At 53.6% G+C, this 23302-nt stretch carries 14 protein-coding genes; 11 read left to right on the top strand and 3 right to left on the bottom strand.

Annotation, left to right across the window (positions count from 1 at the left end):
* Positions 1-126: 126 nt before the first annotated feature.
* Positions 127-354, top strand: coding sequence for a hypothetical protein (locus B5X72_RS11020; protein ID WP_079716930.1), 228 nt, complete (start codon positions 127-129; stop codon positions 352-354).
* Positions 341-517 (top strand): hypothetical protein, encoded by a 177-nt coding sequence (locus tag B5X72_RS20780; RefSeq protein WP_176146168.1) that lies wholly within the window; start codon positions 341-343, stop codon positions 515-517. Before B5X72_RS11020 ends, B5X72_RS20780 begins: the two co-directional genes overlap by 14 nt.
* A gap of 113 nt (positions 518-630) precedes the next feature.
* Here the strand turns inward: B5X72_RS20780 and B5X72_RS11015 are convergent, their stop codons facing one another.
* The gene (locus B5X72_RS11015; protein ID WP_079716929.1) at positions 631-1083 is read right to left on the bottom strand and encodes a hypothetical protein; all 453 of its coding nucleotides are present in this window, start codon (positions 1081-1083) and stop codon (positions 631-633) included.
* Positions 1084-1317: 234 nt separating this feature from the next.
* Between B5X72_RS11015 and B5X72_RS11010 the strand changes: the two genes are divergently transcribed.
* The 4 genes from B5X72_RS11010 to B5X72_RS10995 all read left to right on the top strand — a co-directional run bounded on the left by B5X72_RS11010 (position 1318) and on the right by B5X72_RS10995 (position 5908).
* Positions 1318-3519, top strand: a complete 2202-nt coding sequence (locus B5X72_RS11010) for a S41 family peptidase (protein WP_079716928.1) — start codon at positions 1318-1320, stop codon at positions 3517-3519.
* Between the two features lie 291 nt (positions 3520-3810).
* Positions 3811-4035 carry a type II toxin-antitoxin system VapB family antitoxin gene (vapB, locus tag B5X72_RS11005; protein ID WP_079716927.1) on the top strand — a complete coding sequence of 75 codons (225 nt, stop codon included), beginning with the start codon at positions 3811-3813 and terminating at the stop codon, positions 4033-4035.
* Between the two features lie 101 nt (positions 4036-4136).
* The gene (locus B5X72_RS11000; protein ID WP_217698130.1) at positions 4137-4586 is read left to right on the top strand and encodes a glycosyl-4,4'-diaponeurosporenoate acyltransferase CrtO family protein; all 450 of its coding nucleotides are present in this window, start codon (positions 4137-4139) and stop codon (positions 4584-4586) included.
* A gap of 125 nt (positions 4587-4711) precedes the next feature.
* Complete coding sequence (locus tag B5X72_RS10995; protein WP_176146167.1) at positions 4712-5908, top strand: ATP-binding protein; 1197 nt, start codon at positions 4712-4714, stop codon at positions 5906-5908.
* A 137-nt stretch (positions 5909-6045) separates the two neighbouring features.
* Here B5X72_RS10995 and B5X72_RS10990 read toward each other — a convergent pair whose 3' ends face one another.
* Positions 6046-6321, bottom strand: coding sequence for a response regulator (locus B5X72_RS10990; protein ID WP_176146166.1), 276 nt, complete (start codon positions 6319-6321; stop codon positions 6046-6048).
* A gap of 135 nt (positions 6322-6456) precedes the next feature.
* Here B5X72_RS10990 and B5X72_RS10985 point away from each other — a divergent pair, with 135 nt between their 5' ends.
* Positions 6457-7116: a response regulator transcription factor gene (locus B5X72_RS10985; protein ID WP_176146165.1), complete on the top strand. Its 660-nt coding sequence runs from the start codon at positions 6457-6459 to the stop codon at positions 7114-7116.
* Here B5X72_RS10985 and B5X72_RS10980 read toward each other — a convergent pair.
* Positions 7055-10126, bottom strand: a complete 3072-nt coding sequence (locus tag B5X72_RS10980) for a sensor histidine kinase (protein WP_079716923.1) — start codon at positions 10124-10126, stop codon at positions 7055-7057. The two genes, B5X72_RS10985 and B5X72_RS10980, sit on opposite strands and share 62 nt — an antisense overlap.
* Before the next feature lie 370 nt (positions 10127-10496).
* Here B5X72_RS10980 and B5X72_RS10975 point away from each other — a divergent pair, with 370 nt between their 5' ends.
* Genes B5X72_RS10975 through B5X72_RS10960 form a run of 4 tightly spaced genes read left to right on the top strand, consistent with a single transcriptional unit; the run spans position 10497 to position 23295 of the window.
* Positions 10497-19928 (top strand): DUF7507 domain-containing protein, encoded by a 9432-nt coding sequence (locus B5X72_RS10975; protein WP_079716922.1) that lies wholly within the window; start codon positions 10497-10499, stop codon positions 19926-19928.
* 44 nt (positions 19929-19972) lie between these two features.
* The gene (locus tag B5X72_RS10970) at positions 19973-20983 is read left to right on the top strand and encodes a PorP/SprF family type IX secretion system membrane protein (RefSeq protein WP_079716984.1); all 1011 of its coding nucleotides are present in this window, start codon (positions 19973-19975) and stop codon (positions 20981-20983) included.
* Positions 20984-21023: 40 nt separating this feature from the next.
* Positions 21024-21332, top strand: a complete 309-nt coding sequence (locus B5X72_RS10965; protein ID WP_079716921.1) for a hypothetical protein — start codon at positions 21024-21026, stop codon at positions 21330-21332.
* Complete coding sequence (locus B5X72_RS10960; RefSeq protein ID WP_079716920.1) at positions 21322-23295, top strand: OmpA family protein; 1974 nt, start codon at positions 21322-21324, stop codon at positions 23293-23295. Before B5X72_RS10965 ends, B5X72_RS10960 begins: the two co-directional genes overlap by 11 nt.
* Positions 23296-23302: the final 7 nt, after the last annotated feature.

The following is a 23302-nucleotide window of genomic DNA, read 5'->3' as shown; positions in this document are numbered from 1 at the left end:
TAGCAAACCCAAGAGAAACCTAGTGGCGTGAGCAAAGCGAGGGTCACAGTTTCGTTGGGCTTGCTAACAGCACCCCATCCCAGCACCCCTTCTTTGTATCACCGAAAAACAAAAAACAATAAGAAAATGAAAGAAAACCAAGAGACAGTCGGGCAACCCGCAGCGGGAAAACCGACACGATACGAACGGATTAAGGAAACGCTGGCCCTGGCCAGCCAACTGGTAATTGCAGCACCGGTAAAGCTGCCGCCCAAGGTGCTGACCGTGGCCAAGTACGTGGCGCTGGCACTCGGCATGCTGGAAGCGGTGGAAGGTGCGGCAAAAAAGCAGGAGGATGGCGATGATGAAAGCTAACCAACAGCTCGGCATCGGTATCACGGGCGGTACGCTGCTGAGCGTTTTTGGCCAGCTGGGCCTGCACGACGTGCTGAAGACCGCCGTGCTCGCCGCCATCGGTGCCACGGTAAGCTTCGTGGTAAGCTGGTTGCTGCAGCGATGGGGCAAAAAGCAACGGTAAGCGTTCGCGGAAACGCGGTGAGGGCAGCATGAAGCATGAGAACCCTCAAAAAGAGGTTGCAACAGGGCAACCTCTTTTGGTATGCGTCCCGCATCAGGAAGAAGCGGATGTAATCAGCGCCGCTCCCGGTGTTTATTTAACGCAAGGTATATCGCAGCGGTAGCCAAGCCGCCAAGCGTATAATACAACACCGTCATCGCCTTGGTCCGGGTACTCCGGTTCACAGGGGTATCATCCAACCCCAAAGGCGCGGTGGCGGTAAGCGCGCCCACGCCGGCGACGAGACCGAATAGCAATCCTTTTGTCCATGTCTCGGTCTTTGACTTGCCGGCTACCATACGGTAGTAAGCCGTATTAGCTATCAAATCGCCGGCCATCGCCATGGCATAACGCTTCTTTTCCGTCGGTGGTTTCTCACCCACCTTCTTATACACGTTGGCGATGGCTTCCTCGCCGATTTTGTTAATTTCGGGTGCTTTTTCTACCCGGTTTCTGGCGAGTTCGTGAACGAGGTTAAGTACGAGCGAGCCAGCTAACGGCGGAAGAGTTTTTTTGAATAGATTCATGATGCTTTGATTTTGATTCCGATAGGAGCCGGTTTGCCAGCAGCTCCGTCGAATACAACAGGCCGCTTAGGGAAATTGTTTCGAATCCAGCCGGGGCGATTTGCCGGGACAGCCCTTAAGTCAATCTTCTCGAAACGTTCAATTTTGTCGATCGGTTTCATTTGCACATTAACAGGCTATTTTTTATCTTGCATCGTAAAATTAATCAAGTTCCGTCCGTAAGCCGGTTTCACCATGAAAAAAGCCACTTTCTTTTTGTTACTGCTCGCTTTTGCGGTATCGGGCACGTGCCAATCACGGCGCTCAAATCCAACGTATAACCTGGATTTTGAACAGGTAGTCGCCGGTAGCCCGATAGGCTGGGTGGGCAACGGCAATAAGGACTATCGGCGATCGCTTGACTCGGTTGTCACTAAGAGCGGCAACTATTCGGCGGTGCTCGAATTTATCGGGGAGCAACCGACCTTCGACACATGGACATTCGTGCTGCCAGAAAATTATCCTGGCAAGAAAATCACCCTTTCCGGATACATCAAGACAGAAAACGTGGAAGGGTATGCGGGTTTATGGATGCGGATCGACCCGCAAATCGCCTTCAATAATATGCAGCAGGAGCAGATTTCGGGTACCACGGATTGGAAACGCTATGAGTTTACGCTGGATATGGCCCCTGAACGAACGGAACGGATCGTGTTGGGAGCGCTGTTGACGGGAAAGGGTAAGCTATGGGTGGACGGGCTTGCGGTGACCATCGATGGCAAAGATATTGCAACCGTGGCGCCACTGGAGAAAGCGGCCGCAAAGCGGGATACGGCGTTTGACACGGGGTCTACCATCAACCTGCCCGATTTGAGCGGAAAGCAAGCGCAGGACCTGAAGGCGCTGGGGTTGATCTGGGGCTTTGTGAAATATTACCACCCCACGGTGGGCAGCGGCGCGGTAAATTGGGATTACGAGCTGTTTCGCATATTACCAACTGTATTGGCGGCTCAAAATAATACGGAAAGGGATGATGCACTGGTGGAATGGATACAGAAACTGGGGCCGGTAGAAAAGGGCGGTGACGAGCCAGCCGTAACGGCGAAGCTGCAACCGGACCTGGATTGGATAACGACATCCGGATTTTCGAATGCGCTGACGGCCTTGCTGACGGATATCCGGCAGGCCAAACGTACGGGCAGCCATTACTACGTTGGCATGATGCCGAATGTGGGCAATCCCGATTTCAAGAATGAGACGGCCTATGAGCGGATGGTGCCGGCCGATGATGGCATGCGCCTGCTGGCCTTATACCGGTATTGGAACATGATTCAGTATTTTTTTCCCTATAAAAATCTCATCGAAGAAGATTGGAAAGATGTGCTGGGCGAGTTCGTGCCGAAATTTGCGACGGCGGGTGATATGGAGGGATACGTGCTGACATTGCTTGAATTGATCGGCCGGGTACACGATACGCATGCTTCGATACGGAACCATCCGGTACTGAATAGGTTCTTCGGCGAGCGGCATGCGCCGGTGGATGTGCATTTTGTAGAAGAACAGGCCGTGGTAACCGGATACCGGCACGACGAATGGGGTAAGGCTACGGGGCTGGAAGTGGGCGATGTGATCACGGCCGTGAACGGCAAGCGCGTGGCCGACCGTACGGAAGAACTGCTGAAGTATGTACCGGCTTCGAACTACGCGCGGAAACTGAGCGACATCGGTCCGATGCTGCTGCGCAGTAACGACTCGACCATCCGGATAGACGTCACGAGGGACGGCCGGCGGTTTTCCAAGGTGCTGAAGACGTACGCGCCCGGTGAGCTGAAATTCAACAACCTGTTCTACGTGGAGGATATGGATTTCAAGGTCATGGGTGATGATGTCGCCTATATCAACAACGGCTCGTTTAACGCAAAGGACCTTCCGCTGTACTGGAACCGGCTAAAAGATAAGAAAGGACTGATCATCGATGCCCGAAATTATCCAAGGCATTTCATCATCCACCAATTGAGTGCGTACTTGATGCCCCATCCCATTCCGTTTGTGGCGATTAGCAGGGGAAGTGTGCAGCAGCCGGGCCTTTTTGTAATAGATCCGCCGATGAGTGTAGGTGCCGTAAATGGCAAACGATACGACGGAAAGGTGGTTATCCTGGTCAACGAAATGTCGCTGAGCTCGGCAGAATACCACGCCATGGCCTACCGAGTACACCCCAATGCGATCGTGATGGGCTCAGCAACGGCAGGCGCCGACGGCAATATATCGCCGATTGTGCTCCCTGGCGGTATCCGTACGGTAATCAGCGGCATTGGCATATACTATCCGGACGGCGGCGAAACCCAACGGTTCGGTATCGTACCGGATATCGAGGTGAAGCCCACCATCCAGGGCATTAAAGAAGGGCGCGATGAGGTGTTGGAGCGAGCAATTGCGCTGATTAAAGCGGAGTAAGGTCTTTAAGTAAAAAACACCTGATAACGCCATGAGAAGAGCAGTTCGATGTTTTACGGAAGACTTCCGGAAATTTCTGAGAAATTCCCAGGAAATTGTGGATAGTCCTTAACGTAACCGGGCGCTGAAAATAGCCGTTTACGGATCTAGCGTGCTCTTTGCGCTGGTTCACATGGGCATTACGACAACTACGAAGTATTGTTTTATTTAACGGCTATTGAATGGTAAAGAGCAGAAGAAAAAAGTTAAAAGGAAATATTTTGTTATCTTTGGGTGTTTAATCCGGTGAACATGGGGCAGCTTCAGCTTTTGGAAAAAGTAAAAAAGATTCCTCCCGCTTATCAGCAAGAAGTGGAAGATTTCGTGGATTTTATCTTGAGTAAGAAACTACGCAGTGCCGATAAAGATGCGGTGAAAAGAAGGGTGGGGCTACTCAAAGGTAAACTTTGGATGAGCGATGATTTTGACGAGCCCGCGCCGATTTCATCCTTGAACTCACCATCAGCCATGCAGTGATATTTTTTTCCGTTGCCTTCCTTCCAGTTTGAATCCAAGCATGAATGCGTTTGATTTACTATTTTTGGTGCCAATCAGTTCAGCACTTACATTTAATAACGATGATGACTCACGTCCTGTACAGCTTTGCGATAACAATTTCCTCCTGGACCGTGGGATTGATCGTCAATGCCGTGTTGAGCAAACTGCCGTATTACAAAAACCTGTCAACGCTGAATTTACTGAAAGACGAAACGCTGAATAAACGCATTGGCCTTGGAACTTTTAAGTGGATCGTCAAAAACACGTTTTTCAAATACTTCAATCAAAAAATCCACCTGAAAAATAAATGTGCGGCGACCGATTTAAACGAGCTGCGGAAAGAGATGACGATCTCAGAAATAAGTCATTTGGCGGGCTTTGTCTTCGTCGTCATCATTGCATTGATGAAATTCATCGCGGGCAACGTCCAATTTGGACTGCTATTGATGCTTGTCAATGTCGCACTGAATCTATACCCGTCTCTGTTGCAACAAGCGAATAAAAGACGAATCGATAAATTGATGGCATAACGTTTCTTTTCCGTCGGTGGGGGCGCTGTTCGGGCTGGGATCGTATCTTACATGATACGATTTTGTCTTGTTTTTGTATCGCAGGTGATACGTTTATGTCTTGTTTTCGTATCTTTGAAGGTACAATGGAATCACTAATCAATAAATATCGGTCATTACTGAGCCAAATAGAAAGTAAGTTTGTTCGTAAATTAGCAAACGAAATCAACTGGGAGGCGCGCGCAGTATGCATTGAAGGCGCGCGCGGCACAGGCAAGTCGACCTTAATGCTCCAACATATTAAGGAGAATCTTCCCTTAGACGAAACCCTTTACCTCTCGGCAGACGACCTGTATTTCAAACAGCATACATTGACGGAAGTTGCTGAGCGCTTTTACCAGCAGGGCGGGAGATACCTCTTTTTGGATGAGGTGCACAAATACACCGATTGGCAACGGGAGGTGAAGAACCTTTATGATTTTTATCCGAAGTTGCGGCTGGCGGTGTCGGGATCGTCCATCATTGCGTTACAACGGTCAGAGGCCGATCTGAGCCGAAGGTTACTTCGGTACCACCTGCCGGAACTTTCCCTTCGTGAATTCGTCTCGCTTAAAGACGCTGTGGAACTGCCTGTTTTTACACTTGTTGATGTGCTCGAAAGCCATTCACAATTGGTGGATGAGCTGAAAGGCAAATTGCAATCACCGCTGAAATCGTTTCAGGAATACATAACATTTGGAGCCTATCCATTTTTCTTGGAGGGACAAGCGGACTACCTGACGCGGCTCAACCAGCTGATTAATGTCATCATTGATTACGATTTGCCGGAAGCCAAGTCAATCGAGCCAGGTACGCAGGCCAAATTGAAGAAACTGCTTTATATCCTCTCCACCGCGGTGCCATTTACACCCAATATCACCCGGCTTGCCGAGCAGGTGGGCACGTCGAGAAGCAGGTTGCTGGAAATGCTTAACCTATTGGAGAAGGCGCAGCTGATATTCAATTTGAGGAGTGCCTCGTTTGGTATAAGCCTGATGAACAAGCCCGAGAAGGTTTTCCTACACAACACCAGCCTTATTATGGCATTGGCTAATGGACAGCCCAACAAAGGGAATCTAAGGGAAACCTTCTTTTATACGCAGCTAGTGGGTGCTGGCCATCGAATTACCTATCCCAAAAGAGGCGATTTTCTTATTGATAATCGATATACGGTCGAAGTGGGGGGCAAAAGCAAAGGGGCCAAACAAATCGCTGCAAGCGACGATAGCTACCTTGCTATAGATGATATCGAATACGGGACAGCACGGAGAATTCCATTATGGTTATTCGGATTCCTGTATTGACCGTTACCGTAAGTGGACCTTGGGAAGCCTGAACCGAAAAGGTATCGGATGCATCGTACGAATGCGAGGGGAGCAAAGACGGCGTGAGCAAACGCACCATGGTGCCTAACCCTGAGCCAGAAGCTCAACGGCAAATATCAATGGCGAAGTTCAGCCAGCTTACTGGCACTTATCGGCTTACTGATAAATTTGTGAACAAATGGACTTTCCATGGCACGCTGCCTGTCCTCCGGATGCAATGAAGACGACAACATGACGATGATGCATCTTTTCTGTATTTCCTCGGGAAGTTTTTGATATTCGCCGAGTAAATCGAAGCCGCTCATCTGCGGCATATTGATGTCCAGAAAAATGAGGTCAGGCAGGGATTCCGGGGCTGATTTGCAGTTTTCGAGGTATGCTAATGCATCCATGGCAGATTCCATGGCGTCTGTTGGCCGATGTCACCTTGTTTTGATTTGCGATATTCGGTAATTTGGAAAGCCAATGTTGCTGAATTATACGATAAACTTGCTACCTTTATCGGGCGAACAAACCTGCTACCAGCAATGCCGTTACACATTACTGTTGTTGATGATCACAGCGCTGTGCGATTGGGAATGAAATATATCATTCAGGAGTGGATGCCTGAAACGGTTGTGTCTTTTGCGGATACCATGCCCGAATTGTTGCGGCTGTTGTCTTCGAAATTTATTGATATCGTTGTGTTAGATATCAATATTCCGGGAGGAAATAGCTTTGATATGATCAAAACGATCCGGGGCCTTCAGTCCCATGTGAAGATACTCGTGCTGTCTGCTTATGAAGAACTACTTTATGCGCTTCGCTATATTGACTTGGGTGCTGATGGGTACTTGCAGAAGAATAGTAATGAAATAACTATCCGCGAGGCGCTGAATATGGTATGTCAAGGGAAGAAGTATCTTAGCAACGACGTCAAAGCGCATATCCTGGAGCAGCGGATGTCCGCGGGCGAGAAAGCAACGGAAAATCCGATAGGGAGCTTGACTAACCGGGAATTGGAAGTATGCCGTTTGCTGGCGGAAGGAAAGGGAGTAGGCGAAATTGCCAAGCTGCTGTTTCTCCACACATCGACCGTAGGCACTTACAAGAGTAAAATCTACGAAAAGCTTCGTGTCAATAACATCACGGAATTGATTGATAAATTCCGGTTGCATGATTTTGGCGTAACGCAAATACAATCGTAGTGCCTTTGCCCAACACACTCCGAATGTGCATTTCTGCATTGATCAGCTGGGCCATATCCTTAGCTAACATGAGGCCAAAGCCGGTTTCTTTTTCCAAAGCATTGCGGTTTGTCGGCACGTGCTGGTTGGTATTATAATAAGCCACTTGCTCGGGGCGCAGCCCTACCCCGGTGTCAGAAATGCTGAAGGAAACCAAACCGGCGGCCATGTTCTCCACACTGATCGTGATCTGGCCCCCCTTTGTAAATTTAATGGCATTGTCAAGGATATTGTGGATGATGACAGATAGGATATCTGCATGCGCATTGATGACGGTGTCCTGCGGGATTTCATTGGTAATGGTATTGCCGCGGAGTTTTGCGATCGGTAGGAAGATGTCGACCTGGCTTTGGACAACCTGATGTAAACAAACATCGCGCAGCACCAGCCATTCTTTGGTGCGCATAATGCGCGATAGGTTTGTCAGGTTGTTTGAGTATTGATAAATGTGCTGCGTGGCATGATAGATTTGCTGGATTTCGCCGGATGTGATCCGTTGTGCTTTTGCCCTGGATTGCATGGCATGTAGCGTTTGGACGACATAATGGAGTGGTGCTTTGATGTCATGGGTAATCGATGCCGATAGGTGCTGCTGCCATTCGTATTGTTTTTTAAGGTCTTCGGTCCGCTCGTTTACCTTCTGGATTAACAACCGGTTTTGTTTGAGAACAAGCTTGGTCCGGACATAGATCATCAGCCAAAAGATCAATCCGATGCTCATGCAGAAAATAGCGGTAAACCACCAGGTTTCGTGAAACAAAGGCTGTACATGGAGACGGAAATTGGCATATTTGAAATCTCTCAGGGTTAGCCCGCTTCGCATGCGAATCCGGAGCAGATGGCTGCCGGAGGAAAGGTTATTTATCGACAGGGAGTTATGAATCCCGTTGAATGGTAGCCATTCGCTTGACGGCTTGTCACTACGGTCTAGCATATATTCAATTTCCATATTGTGTGGGTTTCCATAAAACGGGGTAGCGATCTTAATGTCCAGTCTGGAAAAATTACGTGGAATTTGGATGGTGTCGCCAATACGTAGGGGATCGCCATTAAGTGATACTTTGTCGAGGATAATCGCATCGTCCGGAAATTCGTCGATGATAGTCATCGGATCGAATTGTACTAAGCCGCGTAGTGAAGGGAATGAGAAACGGCCATCTGGCAGTTTGATGGCACAAGGCATGCATCCCCCGTTGAATTCGTTGCTGTCGAATCCCCAATTTTTATTATAATAAAAGTAAAAAGGCGTTTCGCTGTTGTTTTTTTTGTAGTCGAGCAATTGTTGTTTGCTAACCTTGAATAACCCTTTATTGGTGCTTATCCAAATAAAACCATTGTCGTCTTCCAAGGTACAGTGGGAAGTAGTCAGGTGCCTGTTTTTGTCTAGCGGGAAAGCTGTTATATGCCCGTTTTCGTATAGAAAAAAACCATGTTGGTACGTTGTTACCCAGTGTCGTCTGTCCGATTCTCTTCGGATGCTGCGGATATGCATGTCTCCAAAAGCGGGAATGCCGGTGACTGTAGTGCTTACGGTGTTGTACGAGAATAAGCCTTTTCGGGTGCCAATGAACAGGACTGAGTCGTCTGCCCGTTCAATATACGTAATGGCGCTGGGCAAGGAGGCTCGGACAACAAAGGTGTCACGACTTGCGTCGTAATACGCCAGTAGGTTTTCTTCTCCTCCTAGCCAGTAACGCGCTGAGTCATCCTTATAGATATATTTTAGCTGCATCGGATTTGGCTTTATGTCAACGATACGGCTCGCATCCCGCGACAGGATCATGATGGTGTCTTTAAGGAGAATCCAGATTGTCTCTCCGGGACCGATGATCTGACCCCTCTGATGCTTTTTACCGACCAATGGTAGCGCACGCTTTAGCGTACCATCGTTGTCAAATATTGCACCGTGGTCTGACAGCAGCGATCCATTGGGTAAAAGTGCCTGCGTATAGAACACATTATTAGCATGGGGAAGATCTATCGTTAAGGGGGTAAAGAACCGTTTCTGGATGACGAATAGTCCATCTGTTTCGCTGCCCAATAGGATCTGTCCTTCGGACGCCAGGTGATGGACAGCGATGATGTCATGCTGCCGGAAATCGAACCCTGTCAGTAATAGCGTGCCGGACAAATTTCCGTCTTCGGTTTCTGCGAGGCGATATAAACTGTTGGCCGCATAAACAAACAACTGATTAGATACGGGATTCCAGTAAAGATTAAATGGAGTCGAATTGGGTAAATCCGACAGATCGCCTCCAATGTTTTTTTTGGCAACGCAGGCTTCTTTATTGATTTCCGTGTATTGACGGATGCCCTCGAAGTAATATAGCTTTCCGTGGAGACTGGCAAACTGCCAGGGATTTGCGTCGGCAAAAGGTATGGATGCTGTAGGACTCATGTGGAATGGCGGAAAGACGGATATCGAATCAGAGGATATGACAAAGTCTCCGCCAGCGCCATCCGGAACGACCAAGTGTTGTGGCGTGTAGTCGGGATAGCTCGGTGGAAGGCGGACGCTATGATACAATGTTTTTTCGCGGATGGAGCGAAGCTTTTGGAGCACGCCCCAAAGTGGCTTCTCGGATGTGGTTGGTTTGCCGTCTTTCAATAAGATCATTTCGTTGAATTCGCTCTGAGCCCAGAATTCATTGGGCTGCGATCCTCGATAAAGGGCGACCATACGGTCGCTTTTTAACTTGGTAGACAAGTCGTCGAACGTCCTGAACAGGCCATCCCCATCATAGCGAACCGGTCCTTTTTCGGTGATCAACCAAACGAACCCCAGATTATCTTGTCCGATTCCTTTAATGCTGTTCTGAGGGAGGCCATGCTCATCCGTGTACTGTTTAATTAGGTATCCGTTATTTGAGGTATTAGCGCGAGGGAGTTGCACAATGAGCAGCAACGTCACACATAAAAGAAATATTCGGCAAATCAAACGGTTTGAAACGGTCACGGTTGTAATAAACATCGAGTAATCATTCAGTATCCAGCAATTCTTCAGTATCGAAATTTTCCTAATAGAAGAGTGGTGTAAAGTTATTTAATTTCGGGCATTACTCCCAAAGTATCAATCTGTTATTACTCTAATTTTTTAGTTACTTGATTGATAATTAATCAAATTAATTAGGGGTTACTATCTTGATGTTGAGTTGTTTGATAGAAAATTTACGATGCACTAGCGAAAATGTATGACTTTTATTTCCAAGAAATACGATTGTGTCCCTTCCTGAGCCCGGTTATGTTTGCAGCATCAATACGTTGAGTGTCTATCTAAAATATGGTCTTGGTTTCTTAGCCTAAATCATAGAAAACGTTTGCGAACCCTTACAACATTACCCATGAGAAGAAACTTACTTGTTTGTGTCCTTTTCTTTTTTACATCCCAGCTCTACGCGGACGACTATTACTGGGTAGGCGGTGGAGGAAACTGGAGTGACCTGGCCAACCACTGGCGGTTGGGAAGCCCCACAGGCAGTACACCCAGTATTGTGCCTTCGGCTACCGACAATGTTTTTTTTGGGAGTTACAGTGGATTCACAGCGGCCAACCGGACCGTTACGCTTAATACCAACGCGTTTTGTAATAACATGACTTGGGAAGCCGGAGTGGCCAATAATCCGCTTTTGTCGCGCGGGGGGGCAAGCACATTGTTCATCTCCGGTAACCTGATCTTGCAGCCCTCGATGGGGTACATCGGCAACGTCAATGTTGAGTTTACCGGCAGTGCCCCGGCTACGTTGACCACCAACGGCAGTTTTACAGGGATCTTCAACATCAATATCAATAAGCCCGGAAGTGGATTGACCCTACTGGACGACCTGATTTATACCGGAAGTACGTCTGATAATAACCATGGCCTTACGCTTACCGAGGGGTATTTGAATGCATCTGGCAAAACGGTATCTGTATATAATTTCACCAGCCAAAACAACAACAACCGGCACCTGGACATTACTGGTGGGGTTTTGACCACCACGCGGAATTATTACTTTACGGGCAGCAACAAAACGATGGATACCGACGGGTCCATCTTTAAGATCGGTCTGCGGCTGTTTGTGGACGGTGGTGAATACGATACCATGGAGGCCGCAACGGCCAGCCCCAATAACGATCTGTACGGCGTCAACAACACCACGTTCAGAAAATTGGTGTTCACCAATACATCACCGACGTCTAATGCGCGTATCCATGCGAATAACGTGGTGGATTCCTTGGTTTTTATGGGGGCCGGGCACGTCAGGTCGGGCAACAATCAGATAAACTATGTGACCATTGCCGGAAACGGCACGGTTGGAGGTGCGAACAATGTGATAGGGTACATGGAAATAGCAGGGACTTTGAATATCATCGACGACGGCGGTCATGTTTTTGATACGTTGTTGGTTGCGCCTAACAAGGATATATGGGTCAGACGGACGATTACCATCAATAAGTATTTCCGGGCGGGAGGGGCGCCCTGTGACGGATTTACAGAAATCACCGGAACTTCCGACGGTACGATTAATTTTGCCGCTGGAGCGGTGGCCGAAATCGATAATGTATTGTTGACCAACATGGCCGCAACGGGCAGCCTTGTGCCATTGACCGTCAACGGAATCGATAACGAAGGGAATACGGGCTTTATCATTAATACGCCCACCGCCGCCAGCCGTACGCTCTATTGGGTGGGCGGACCGGGTGATTGGAACGACCGCAACCATTGGAGTGAAGAGAGCGGCGGTGACCCAGGGGCCTGTATCCCATTCATCGAGGACGACGTGGTGTTCGACGGCAATAGTGGATTGAACGGTGGAGGGACCGTAGCCACCACGGGCAATACCTACTGCCGGAACATGACTTGGGCGGCCGGTATCTCGGGCAGTCCGATTTTCTCGGTGAGCGGCAACTTTTACATGCAAGTATATGGTTCGGTGGTACTGAACCCGAATGTGACCATGAATGGCATGCTGGATATGCGGGGAACAGAAGCGGTGACCTTTACCACCAACGGAAGCACGAAAGGAAACAACCGCATCTTGGTTCGAAAGTCGGCAGAGGATCCATTGGCCGGTGGTGTGACCTTGACAGATGATTGGACAAATCCGTCGGGATCCTTTCAGTTGAACAGGGGGCATCTGAATTTAGCAGGAAAGGCCGTAAATATCAATATCTTCACCAGTAATGTTTCCAATGGACGGCATGTGGATATGCAGGGATCGGACATTACCGTCAACAGGTGGGAATATAGGGCTGGTAATAAAACGTTGGAAGCGGATAATTCGAAGCTGACCATTACGGGTTCGATATATGTGGCGGGAATGGTGACGTATGATGCGGTCGATGTAACAACCGGATCGCTCAATACGGATAATTTTTCGGTTACCCAGACCGGCTTCAGGGAACTGCTCTTCAGTAATCCGTCGTTGGTCACCGCTGCCCGTATCGATGGGGGCAACATCATCGAACGGCTGGAATTTATGGGACAGGGGGCGATTGCGGGGACTGGCAACGTGATTGATTCGCTGATAACAGGTGAGAACCGTAACCTATGGCTTGCTCAGGGGAGCAATACCATCAACGAATACTTCAGGGCCGTGCATCCCGATTGCAGTGGCCTGGGTGAGATCAGGAGCTTGGGGACAGGCAGCACCATTGTTTTCGGTGCCGATGCCGACGTGGATGTGGCGAATGTGTACATGGAGAACATCACGGCCTCGGGCGGGGGTGGTACGTTGACGCTCCCCATCGCGTTTTCGGGGGCGGATGCCGGGGGCAACGCAGGTTGGACCATCATCCCTTCGGACGGCGATGCCCGCTATTGGATTGGGGGGGGCGGCGACTGGAACGACGCCTCGCATTGGAGTACCGAGTCGGGCGGTCCCGGTGGCGCCTGTGTGCCAACGGTTGCGAATGATGTGTATTTTGACGCCAACAGTGGGTTTGGTACAACAGCGGCTTCACGGACGATCACCGTAAACAATGGGAATGCTTATTTCCGGAATATGGATTGGACAGGCGCGGCAAACAATCCGATTCTGAATAGGAACGCGGCCTGGAACATGGAGGCATGGGGCGAAAGCATCGTGCTGAACCCGGCAGTGACCCTGAATGCGACCTTCCAATTAAGGGGGGCGGCTGCAACCGTCATGACGGGCCAGACGCTGGGTAATTTTGATTTGGAACTGCGGAAGCCGGGCGGGTCTTTTACCATCGCGAACGATTATTCAAATAACCAGACCGATATCTTCCTGTATGAAGGGGCGCTGATCGCTTCGGGGATTGCGTTGACGGTAAACGCGATTGACAATGAAAATCGCAACAACAACGCTGTGGATATCAGCGGCAGTACGGTCAATCTCGCCGGGCTCTGGCGATACAGCGGCCCTACGGCCAACCGTATGCTTGATGTGTCTGATGCGGTAATCAATACCGTCCAGTTTATTGCCCAGGGATTCACATATCACCAGGTGAATATCGGCGGGACCGGTCAGGACCATGCCCGTTTTTCAGACATCGTCGCCGGCAAAATCACCTTTACCCAAACGAATGTGATTTCCGGAATCGGTATCAATGGTACGAACAATCAACTGGATACCGTAGAGTATAAAGGAGGGGGGGCGATCTACGGAACGGGCAATACCATCGGCACGCTGATCTTCTTCCCCGGAAGCCGGTATATGTTGACGTCGGGGACGAATACCACCGTTACCAACGCTTGGTTTGGCAGCGGTACCCCCTGCCAGCTTACCGAAATATGGAGCAGCAACGCATCGGCGGTTGCCACGGTAATTAAAGCGTCGGGCGCCGTGGACTTCGATTATGTTCGTCTGCAAGCCATTGCCGCTGTCGGCGGTGCGGAGTTTGCTGCCGGGTCGCACAGCCTCGACCTCGGGGGAAGCACCGGTTGGGACATCGCGCCTTATGATGGGGCTTCGCCGATCGAAGGCCTGGGGCCGGACATCAGCCTGGCTGATGCGGAATTTCCGTATACGATTTCCACGGCTGGTTTCTTCGGATCGCCATTGTCCCGCTACGAATGGAAGAAAGACGGCATAGTCGTCGGCACGGCTGATGAGCTGGTGGTGACCGAGCCGGGTGAATATGCCATCAAAGTGGATTTTCCCGATGGTTGTATGGTGCTGGATACCATTCTGATAGCCCGGGATAGCGCCGATCTGGTCGTCGTAAAAGCATTGAAAGACCCCGACCAGGAGGCGTATGTGCCCGGCGAAGAGGTGGTGTACACCATTACGGTGACCAACAACGGACCGGACGACGCGGTGAACGTGGTGGTGACGGACCAAGCGCCCGAGGATACCGAGATGACGGCTTGGTCAGCGACGGTGACTGCGGGTACCGTCGATCTACCCAATGCATCGGGCACGGGTAACCTGGCTGAAACCATCGCATTGCTGCCCGATGGGGCTACGGTGGTGTATGAAGTAACGCTGGCAACGGAATCCGGCCGGATGGCCGACCTGAGCAATACGGTGGAGGTGACCTCACCGACCCCAGACCCGGAACCGGACTGCGACGCATGTACGACCGCACCCCTGCCCGCTGCGCCGGAGGCTTCGGTATCCGTTGCCAAAGTTGTGAACCCCGGAACGCAGGAAAGCTATATACCGGGTGAGGCGGTTGCCTATACCATTACGGTGACCAACGACGGGCCAAGCGATGCCCGGGAAGTGGTCATCGCCGATACGGCGCCTGCGGGTACGGCCATTACAGGGTGGACGGCAACCGTGACCACCGGAACGGCGACGTTGCCGGATGCATCCGGCAACGGCGACCTCAATGAGACGATTGCCGTATTGCCGAGCGGTGCGGTGGTGACCTATGAAATAACGGTGCAGACACCGGCTGACTATACGGAAGATTTGAGCAATACCGCTGCGGTAAGCAGCGATACGGAAGACCCGGACGATGCCGACAATACGGCAACTACTCCCGGCTTGCCGTCTGTGCCGGCTGCGCCGATCAGCGACGGCGACCAGGAGGAGTGTGCGGAGAGCCCGCTGCAGACGCTGACCGCCACGGCTACCGTGCCTGATGGAACGACCATCGTGTGGTACGATGCCCCGACAGGGGGGAATGTCGTTGCCGACGCAAGCTTGGATGCCGTTGGTACGGTGACGTACTATGCGGAGGCGCGAAAAGGCACGTTGGCCAGCCTGACGCGTACGGCCGTGACGCTGACTATCAACGCGCTGCCGACGGTGGTCATTACCGACCCAGCCGTGGCGTGCGCCGGATCAACCATAGACCTGACGGCCGCGGCCGTCACCGAAGGGAGTGATGTGGGGCTCACCTATGCCTATTATACCGACGCCGCGGGTACTGACGTGCTGGCCAATCCGGCGGCTGTTACCGAATCGGGTACGTATTACATAACCGGGACGAACCCCGCAACCGGATGTCGTACGACGATGCCGGTGGTGGTTCAGTTCGTGGACCGACCGGTGGTAACGCTTATCCATCCGGACTGTGCGCCGGATGGGACGGGGACCATCACGGTAACGAATCCCGTGGGGACGGGATTTGAGTATTCGATCAACGGCGTGGATTACCAAACTGATCCCGTCTTCGAAAATGTGGCGCCGGGGACGTATAACGTCACCGCCCGCCACGTTTCGGTGTCGGATTGTGTAAGCGATGTGCGGGAAGTGACCATCAGCGATCGGCCAACGACGTATATGCCGGTGGTCATACAGCCGGATTGCGACAGTCCGTTGGGACAGATTATATTGCCGGAAAATCCGGATTACGAATATGCGGTTTACCCCGTCGGTGGTACACCCACGTATCAGCAGTCGGAGATCTTCAACGATGTGGCGCCGGGCGAATACCTGGTGCAGATGCGGTCTGTGTCAATCGACTGCGAGGCTGAACCGGTATCGGTGACGGTTGACGAAGCTCCGATTGTACCCGATGCGCCGGTGAGCGGTGGGGATATTGCCGAATGTGCGACTGCTCCGTTGCAGACATTGACGGCGACCGCTACCGCACCTGCTGAGGTAACCATCACGTGGTATGATGCGCCAACGGGCGGCAATGTGGTGGCGAGCCCGACCTTGAATAGCGTGGGAACGGTCACGTTTTTTGCCGAAGCCAGCAATGGCACATGCGTCAGCACGAGCCGTACGCCGGTGACGCTGACCATCAATGCGTTGCCGGTAATCGATGTGCTGGATGATCAGGTGGTATGCGGCGCGTTTACCTTACCGGATATTACCGGTACAAACCTGACCGGCGATAAGGCGTATTATGCCGAGGCTGGCGGCGCGGGTACGCGCTATGAGATCGGGGAAACGATTACCGTAACGGGTACTTATACGTTGTACCAATATGCGACGACGGTCGATGGCTGTGTGGCCGAATCGTCATTCGTCTTAACCATCAATGAAACGCCTACCGCCGGTACCATTGGCAGCGACCAGGCCATCTGCTATGGCGAAGTGCCGGCTGAGTTGATGTCAACGGCAGCAGGCACAGGAACGGGCACCGTCGTATACCGATGGGAAATGTCTGCGGATGGCGGCGCATCTTGGTTGCCGGTGGCCGGTGCCGCGGGTGCGGCTTATCAACCGGAGGCCCTGACGGTGACAACACTGTTCCGCCGGATTACGGTGGCGACGGCCAGTGGCCTGACGTGCGAATCTGCACCGACGGATGCGGTGGAGATTGTAGTTGCCGATGAGCTGTTCGCCGATGCGGGAGCCGATCAAAGCCAGGTCAATGACGCCGACTTTACGCTTGCGGCGGCAACGCCGGCGTTGGGTGCGGGGCAATGGAGCGTGGTGTCCGGTACGCCATCGACAGCGGTATCGGATGTAAACGACCCTGCGGCAACGGTATCGGTGGCACCCGGCGAGAGCGTGACCCTGCGCTGGACCGTGACCAACGGCAGTTGTGCTGTGTTTGATGAGGTGACGTTGACGCACCTGGTCCGCAGCTTCAGCAGCAGGAAAGCGGTCGTCGATGCAAATGGCGACGGCGTGGCGCAGGCAGGCGAGGCCCTGACCTATACGATTGCCGTGACCAATACCGGGGACGTCGATTTGACGGGGGTAACCATTGTGGATGAGATTCCGTTGGGAACAACGTATATCGATGGCAGCGCGACGGCAACGGGCGGTAGTTTTGCCGGCGATGAGGTGGCGTGGACCATCAATGTACCCGCGGGAGGAACGGTAAATGTGCGTTTCAGTGTAACGGTTGTTGAAGATGTGACTGGTCTTGATGATATTACCAATACGGCGCTGGTTGCCGATCCGGTCGCCGGCACGCAGCAACCGTTTGTGACGATATCGGTAGGTGCGGAGCGCACCTTCACGGCCGCCAAGTCGGTGGCGGATGCTTCCGGCGACGGGCTGGCGCAGGCGGAAGAGGAGCTGACGTATTCGATTACGGTGGAAAATACCGGGGATGTGGACCTGCTCGGGGTCACCATCCGCGACGTGATACCAACCGGCACGGCTTACGTGGCCGGAAGTGCCGATGCCGACGGCGGGGTGTTTGATGATGCTAACGGCCGCATAGACTGGCTGCTGGATATTCCGTTTGGAACGAGCGTCACCGTAAACTTCGGGGTGACGGTGGCGGCAGACCTGACGGGCATCGATGTGATTGCCAACACGGCGGTTGTGTCGGATCCGGCCGATCCATCGGGCACACCCCGGGAAGCAACCGCGCCGGAATTACCGGTGGATGCGGCACGTGGCTTTACAGCCACCAAGTCGGTGGCGGATGCTTCCGGCGACGGGCTGGCGCAGGCGGGCGAGGTGCTGACGTATACGGTCACGGTGACGAATACCGGCAATGTGGCCCTGACGGGCGTGACCATCACGGACATCCTTCCTGCCGGTACAACCTACGTGGAAGGCAGTGCGGACCACGGAGGTATGTATGATGCGGGCGGCAACCGCCTGGAATGGACGGTCGACGTGCCTTACGGGCAATCTGTCAACGTCCGGTTCGATGTGCGTGTACCGGCTGACCTGACCGGGCTGCCGGGCATCGCCAATACGGCTACGGTAACGGATGCGGCCGGCACAATCGTGCCTGCATCGTCGCCAACGCTTCCGACGGATGCAAGGGCTGCCTTCACGGCCGCCAAGTCGGTAGTGGATGCTTCAGGTGACGGGCTGGCGCAGGCGGAAGAGGAGCTGACGTATTCGATTACGGTGGAAAATACCGGGGATGTGGACCTGCTTGGGGTCACCATCCGCGACGTGATACCAACCGGCACGGCTTACGTGGCCGGAAGTGCGGATGCTGACGGTGGGGTGTTTGATGATGCTAACGGCCGGATAGACTGGCTGCTGGATATTCCGTTTGGAACGAGCGTCACCGTAAACTTCGGGGTGACGGTGGCGGCAGACCTGACGGGCATCGATGTGATTGCCAACACGGCGGTTGTGTCGGATCCGGCCGATCCGTCGGGCACACCCCGGGAAGCAACCGCGCCGGAATTACCGGTGGATGCGGCACGTGGCTTTGCAGCCACCAAGTCGGTGGCGGATGCCTCCGGCGACGGGCTGGCGCAGGCGGGCGAGGTGCTGACCTATACCATCACCGTGGTTAATACTGGGGATGCTGACCTCGCAGGGCTCGAAATCAGCGATGTCATGCCGGCAGGTACGTCATACGTAGCGGGCACCGCGGACAATGGCGGCACATTCGTCACGGCAGGCAACCGTCTGGAATGGGTGACCGACGTTCCGCGGGGCGGCACAAGGACTGTCCGTTTCGACGTGGTGGTCGACAGCGACCCCATAGGCATTGCCGAAATAGCCAATACGGCCGTAGTGGTCGATCCGGAGCGCCGTACGGACCCGGTCGATGCCAGTGCGCCGACGTTGCCGGTGGAACAGGCAGCAACCCCTGTGTCAAGGCTGGCGGTGATGAAGACGGTAGACAACCGAACGCCGCTGGTAGGGGAGACCGTTGTGTTTACCCTGGAAGTCGTGAATAACGGTCCGGACGATGCCACAGGGGTATCTGTATTGGATAAACTGCCTTCGGGATATACCTTCGTTTCGTATGATGCTTCGGCTGGTACATACAATGAAGGATCAGGGGTATGGAGCGTAGGCCGGCTCCGGAATGGCGGCCGTGCGACGCTGCGGATGACGGTGACCGTCAACGCTTCCGGCGAGTACCGGAATACTGCCCGGATTGAAGGGAACGAAGCGGATCCGGATGAAGAAGACAATGAGGGCACGGTAATGCCGACACCGGTGCACCCGCCGCAGGCGCTGGATGATGCGGTGAGCGGGACGTCGAACAGGGCTTTGACTATCTCGGTGCTGGCCAACGACGTGGCAGGCAGCCATCCGCTGGATGCGGCTTCCATTGAGCTGGTGAGCCAGCCGCAGCACGGCACGGTTTCCGTCGGCGTTGATGGCACGGTGGTCTATGTATCCGCTCGTGGGTATGTAGGGGAGGATCGGTTCTCGTACCGGGTGCAGGACAGCGGCGGCAACTGGAGCAACGTTGCCGGTGTGGTGGTGACGGTGGTGGCCAATCCGCTGAAGGTAACCAACATTTTCACCCCGAACGGTGACGGGCAGAACGACCGGTTTGAAATCGTTGGGCTCGAAGGGTTTGACCGGGCGGAGCTGGTGGTGTTCAACCGCTGGGGAGGCGAGGTTTACCGGGACAGCGATTACGACAATTCGTGGGGCGGGGGCGACATCCATGAAGGCACGTACTATTACATATTGACGTTGCACAAGGGCAACAGCCGCCAGGTGGAAAAAGGATGGGTTGTATTGAAAAGGCGATAGGAGGACAGAACATGGAATTAACCCGATTAGTCAATCAGAACTACATGAAACAGATACGTATAATGCTATGCATAGTGGCTGCGGGGCTGCCGTTTGCCGTCCGTTCGCAGCAGAACATCCAGTTCACGCAGTATATCTTCAATTCGATGAGCATCAATCCGGCCTATGCGGGCTACAAGGAGGAGTGGTTCGGCCAGCTGGGGATGCGCAGCCAGTGGGTTGGTCTTGATGGTGCGCCGCAGACGGCGCTGCTGTCGGTGGACGGCCTGCTGGACGGATTGGGTTATAAGCGCCACGGGCTGGGGCTGCAGCTCAGCGCGGACGGTCTGGGTCCGCAGTCTGCCAACTCGGCGTACGTGAACTACGCCTTCAGGCTCCGGCTCAACGACGAAGATACGCAGCGGTTGAGTTTCGGGCTGGGGGCCGGGGTTACGCAGTACAGCCTTGACGGGACGCTGTTGGACCCGGTGTCATCGGGCGATCCGGTTGTGCCGCCGAACCGGATCAGCAATTTCATTCCGGATATCCGGTTCGGGGTGTACTATTACAACCCCCGATGGTATGCGGGCATCTCGGTGATGGACCTGCTGTCGGGCGACCAGAGCAACAATATTTTCCGCTGGGACAACACGACGACGGACAATATCCGCCGTCGCCGGCACATTTATTTCATGGGCGGAGCGCTGCTGAACCTGGGCGGGGGGACGCGGCTGCGCCCCAGCCTCTTGCTGAAAGAGGACTTCAAAGGGCCGACGAGCCTGGACCTGAACGCGATGTTCGTCTTCGGGGACCGTTTCTGGATCGGCGGCGGCTGGCGGACCGGTGTGACGGTTTTCAAGAAGGATTACGAGCGTTTCACGGGCAATGCGCTGAACCGGCGGAACTCGGTATCGGCCATCACGCAGCTTTACGCCACGCCGACGCTGCGCATCGGGTATTCGTACGACCATATCCTGAGCCAGCTGAGCAGCGTGCAGAACGGTTCGCACGAGGTTACGCTGGGCATCACCTTCGGCCGGCGCGACCAGCGCCTGCTGAGCCCGAGGTTTTTCTGAGCCGTTTCACTGAATGTACAGGGAGGTATAACGTATCACGATGTTATTGGAGAAGCTTGCCTTATTTCTCGACGGGAAACGCGGGTTCCGCTATGTCCGGCGTGACTACCAGATGGAAATCTGGTTGTCGGACATGGAGGAACTGCCCGTTGTGGTATCCTGTCTCAATAGCTGCCGTTATATCATTTCCCTGCGTGATTTCGTCTATGAGCTGCGAGACGAGGAACGGGCATACCATTATATTATTCGGGTTTTTTTCCATATGGATCGAATTTCAATTGATTATAACGTGATGAGGAGGAAGCTTCCTGCCTCCTCTGATGAGAAGCAAACGAGTTATGAAAGATAAACTACTGACTGGCATCCGTTTTTTTGCCACCACATTTCCAGCAATCATCGTCATGATGACAAGTGCGGCCGTGTACGCTCAGGAGCAACCCGGTCTGCGCGACCGTGCGGATCAGGCATTCGGCAGGTATGAATACGCCAATGCCGCGGCGCTCTATTTGAAACTGGCGGATGCGAAAAAGCCGCGTGTGGCGGATGTGGAGCGGCTGGCTTATTGTTACAGCCAGATGAAGGACTACGAGGCTGCGGAAAACTGGTATGCACGTGCAGTGGCGATGGAGGACAGCGCTCCGGAAAGCTTATTCCGGTATGGCCAGGTGCTGAAGATGAACGGCAAATACGCGGAAGCCAAGCAGCAACTGGAAGCCTATGCCCAGGCAACCGGAAACCGGGACCGGGTAGCGCTGGAAATCGCGGGCTGCGACTCGGCAGTCGTATGGATGGCTGACCCGACCGTGCACAAGCTGAACAATGAAGCGATCAACACCTCGTTGTCCGAATTTTCGGTTTTTCCGGCTGGAAACAAGGTCTATTACGCCGGTGAGCCGGATAACCGGATGCGGGGTGTGGATACGCATGGCTGGACGGGCAATTCATTCCTGCGGGTGTACACGGCGGATCGCCGTGCGGATAACGCGCTCTCGAATGCGGTGATGGCTGTTGAGGGTATTAACCAGACGCCTTACCACACCGGCCCGGTAGCTGCCGATAGCAACGGGACGACATTGTATGTGACACGGACTTATCCAGGAAAGCAGGGCGGGGTAAGCAGGGAAAGCCGGAGGAAATACCGAACCAATAAACTCGAACTTTATAGCTATACGCAGGGGGAAGGGGGCGAGTGGCTGGCCGAACCGTTTGCGTACAACAATGTGAGGGAATACTCGGTGGGCCATGCGGCGCTGAGCAACGATGGCAGTACGCTGTATTTCGTCAGTGACATGCCCGGGGGACACGGCGGCACGGACATCTGGTACAGCGAGCGGCAGGCGGACGGCAGCTGGGGCGCACCGGTAAACGCGGGCGGCGTGGTCAACAGCGCGGGTGATGAGCTGTTCCCGAACATGGGGCCGGACGGCACGCTGTATTATTCGAGTGACGGCTTTGCGGGGATGGGTGGGCTGGATGTGTTCCGGTCAACGGGCAGCAGGGGCGAGTGGACCACCCCGCGCAACCTACGGTATCCGGTGAATTCTCCGGGTGACGATTTTGCGTATGTCACGACCTACGAAGGGGAGGAAGGCATGGCGGGTTACCTCTCATCGAACCGCAAAGGCGGCAGGGGCGGCGACGACATCTATTCGTTTACCTACGCGCAGCCGAAGATTGTCCTTGTACTGCGCGGCACAACTTCGGATAAGCGCACGGGCGAACGCCTGTCGGCCGCATCGGTGACCTTGTATGACGGCAGCCGGGAAATCGTGGCGAAGAAGAGCAGCGACGGATCAGGTGCCTTTGCATTCGTGCTGGAAAGGGACAGGAGCTATACGGTGCTGGGGCAGAAGGAGAGGTACCATGCGGATTCTGCGAAGGTGAGCACGGCGGGCATGACGCGGTCGGATACCCTGGAGGTGGCGCTGCTGCTGGAGCCGGTTTTCGAACCGGGGAAGACCTTTGAGCTGGAGCACATCTATTATGACTTTGACAAGCACGACATCCGCCGGGACGCGGCGGCCGTATTGGACGAGCTTGTCCGTACGATGCGCGACAATCCGACGCTGAAGATCGAGCTGTCAAGCCATACCGACAGCCGGGGCAGCGACGCCTATAACCTGGCGCTGTCGCAGCGGCGGGCGCAGGCGGCTGTGGACTACCTGGTAGGCCGGGGCATCGCCAGGGAGCGGATGGTGGCGCGAGGGTATGGGGAGACGAGGCTGGTGAACGGCTGCGGCAACGGGGTGCCTTGCAGCAGCGAGCAGCACCAGGCAAACCGGCGCACGGAGGTTACTGTATTGGAGTATTGAAGCATAG

The sequence above is a fragment of the Parapedobacter luteus genome (genome assembly GCF_900168055.1).
Taxonomy (GTDB): Bacteria; Bacteroidota; Bacteroidia; order Sphingobacteriales; family Sphingobacteriaceae; genus Parapedobacter; species Parapedobacter luteus.
Note: the sequence above shows the minus strand (reverse complement) of the source record. Positions and strands in the feature narration are given on the sequence as shown.

What these genes read in the sequence shown, in the direction of transcription:
- B5X72_RS11000 (WP_217698130.1), top strand. Translation starts at nt 4,137, where the DNA reads ATGATGACTCACGTCCTGTACAGCTTTGCGATAACAATTTCCTCCTGG.
- B5X72_RS10985 (WP_176146165.1), top strand. Translation starts at nt 6,457, where the DNA reads ATGCCGTTACACATTACTGTTGTTGATGATCACAGCGCTGTGCGATTG.
- B5X72_RS10995 (WP_176146167.1), top strand. Translation starts at nt 4,712, where the DNA reads ATGGAATCACTAATCAATAAATATCGGTCATTACTGAGCCAAATAGAA.
- B5X72_RS11015 (WP_079716929.1), bottom strand. Translation starts at nt 1,083, where the DNA reads ATGAATCTATTCAAAAAAACTCTTCCGCCGTTAGCTGGCTCGCTCGTA.
- B5X72_RS10975 (WP_079716922.1), top strand. Translation starts at nt 10,497, where the DNA reads ATGAGAAGAAACTTACTTGTTTGTGTCCTTTTCTTTTTTACATCCCAG.
- B5X72_RS11020 (WP_079716930.1), top strand. Translation starts at nt 127, where the DNA reads ATGAAAGAAAACCAAGAGACAGTCGGGCAACCCGCAGCGGGAAAACCG.
- B5X72_RS10980 (WP_079716923.1), bottom strand. Translation starts at nt 10,126, where the DNA reads ATGTTTATTACAACCGTGACCGTTTCAAACCGTTTGATTTGCCGAATA.
- B5X72_RS10960 (WP_079716920.1), top strand. Translation starts at nt 21,322, where the DNA reads ATGAAAGATAAACTACTGACTGGCATCCGTTTTTTTGCCACCACATTT.
- B5X72_RS10990 (WP_176146166.1), bottom strand. Translation starts at nt 6,321, where the DNA reads ATGGATGCATTAGCATACCTCGAAAACTGCAAATCAGCCCCGGAATCC.
- B5X72_RS10965 (WP_079716921.1), top strand. Translation starts at nt 21,024, where the DNA reads ATGTTATTGGAGAAGCTTGCCTTATTTCTCGACGGGAAACGCGGGTTC.
- vapB (WP_079716927.1), top strand. Translation starts at nt 3,811, where the DNA reads ATGGGGCAGCTTCAGCTTTTGGAAAAAGTAAAAAAGATTCCTCCCGCT.
- B5X72_RS10970 (WP_079716984.1), top strand. Translation starts at nt 19,973, where the DNA reads ATGAAACAGATACGTATAATGCTATGCATAGTGGCTGCGGGGCTGCCG.
- B5X72_RS20780 (WP_176146168.1), top strand. Translation starts at nt 341, where the DNA reads ATGATGAAAGCTAACCAACAGCTCGGCATCGGTATCACGGGCGGTACG.
- B5X72_RS11010 (WP_079716928.1), top strand. Translation starts at nt 1,318, where the DNA reads ATGAAAAAAGCCACTTTCTTTTTGTTACTGCTCGCTTTTGCGGTATCG.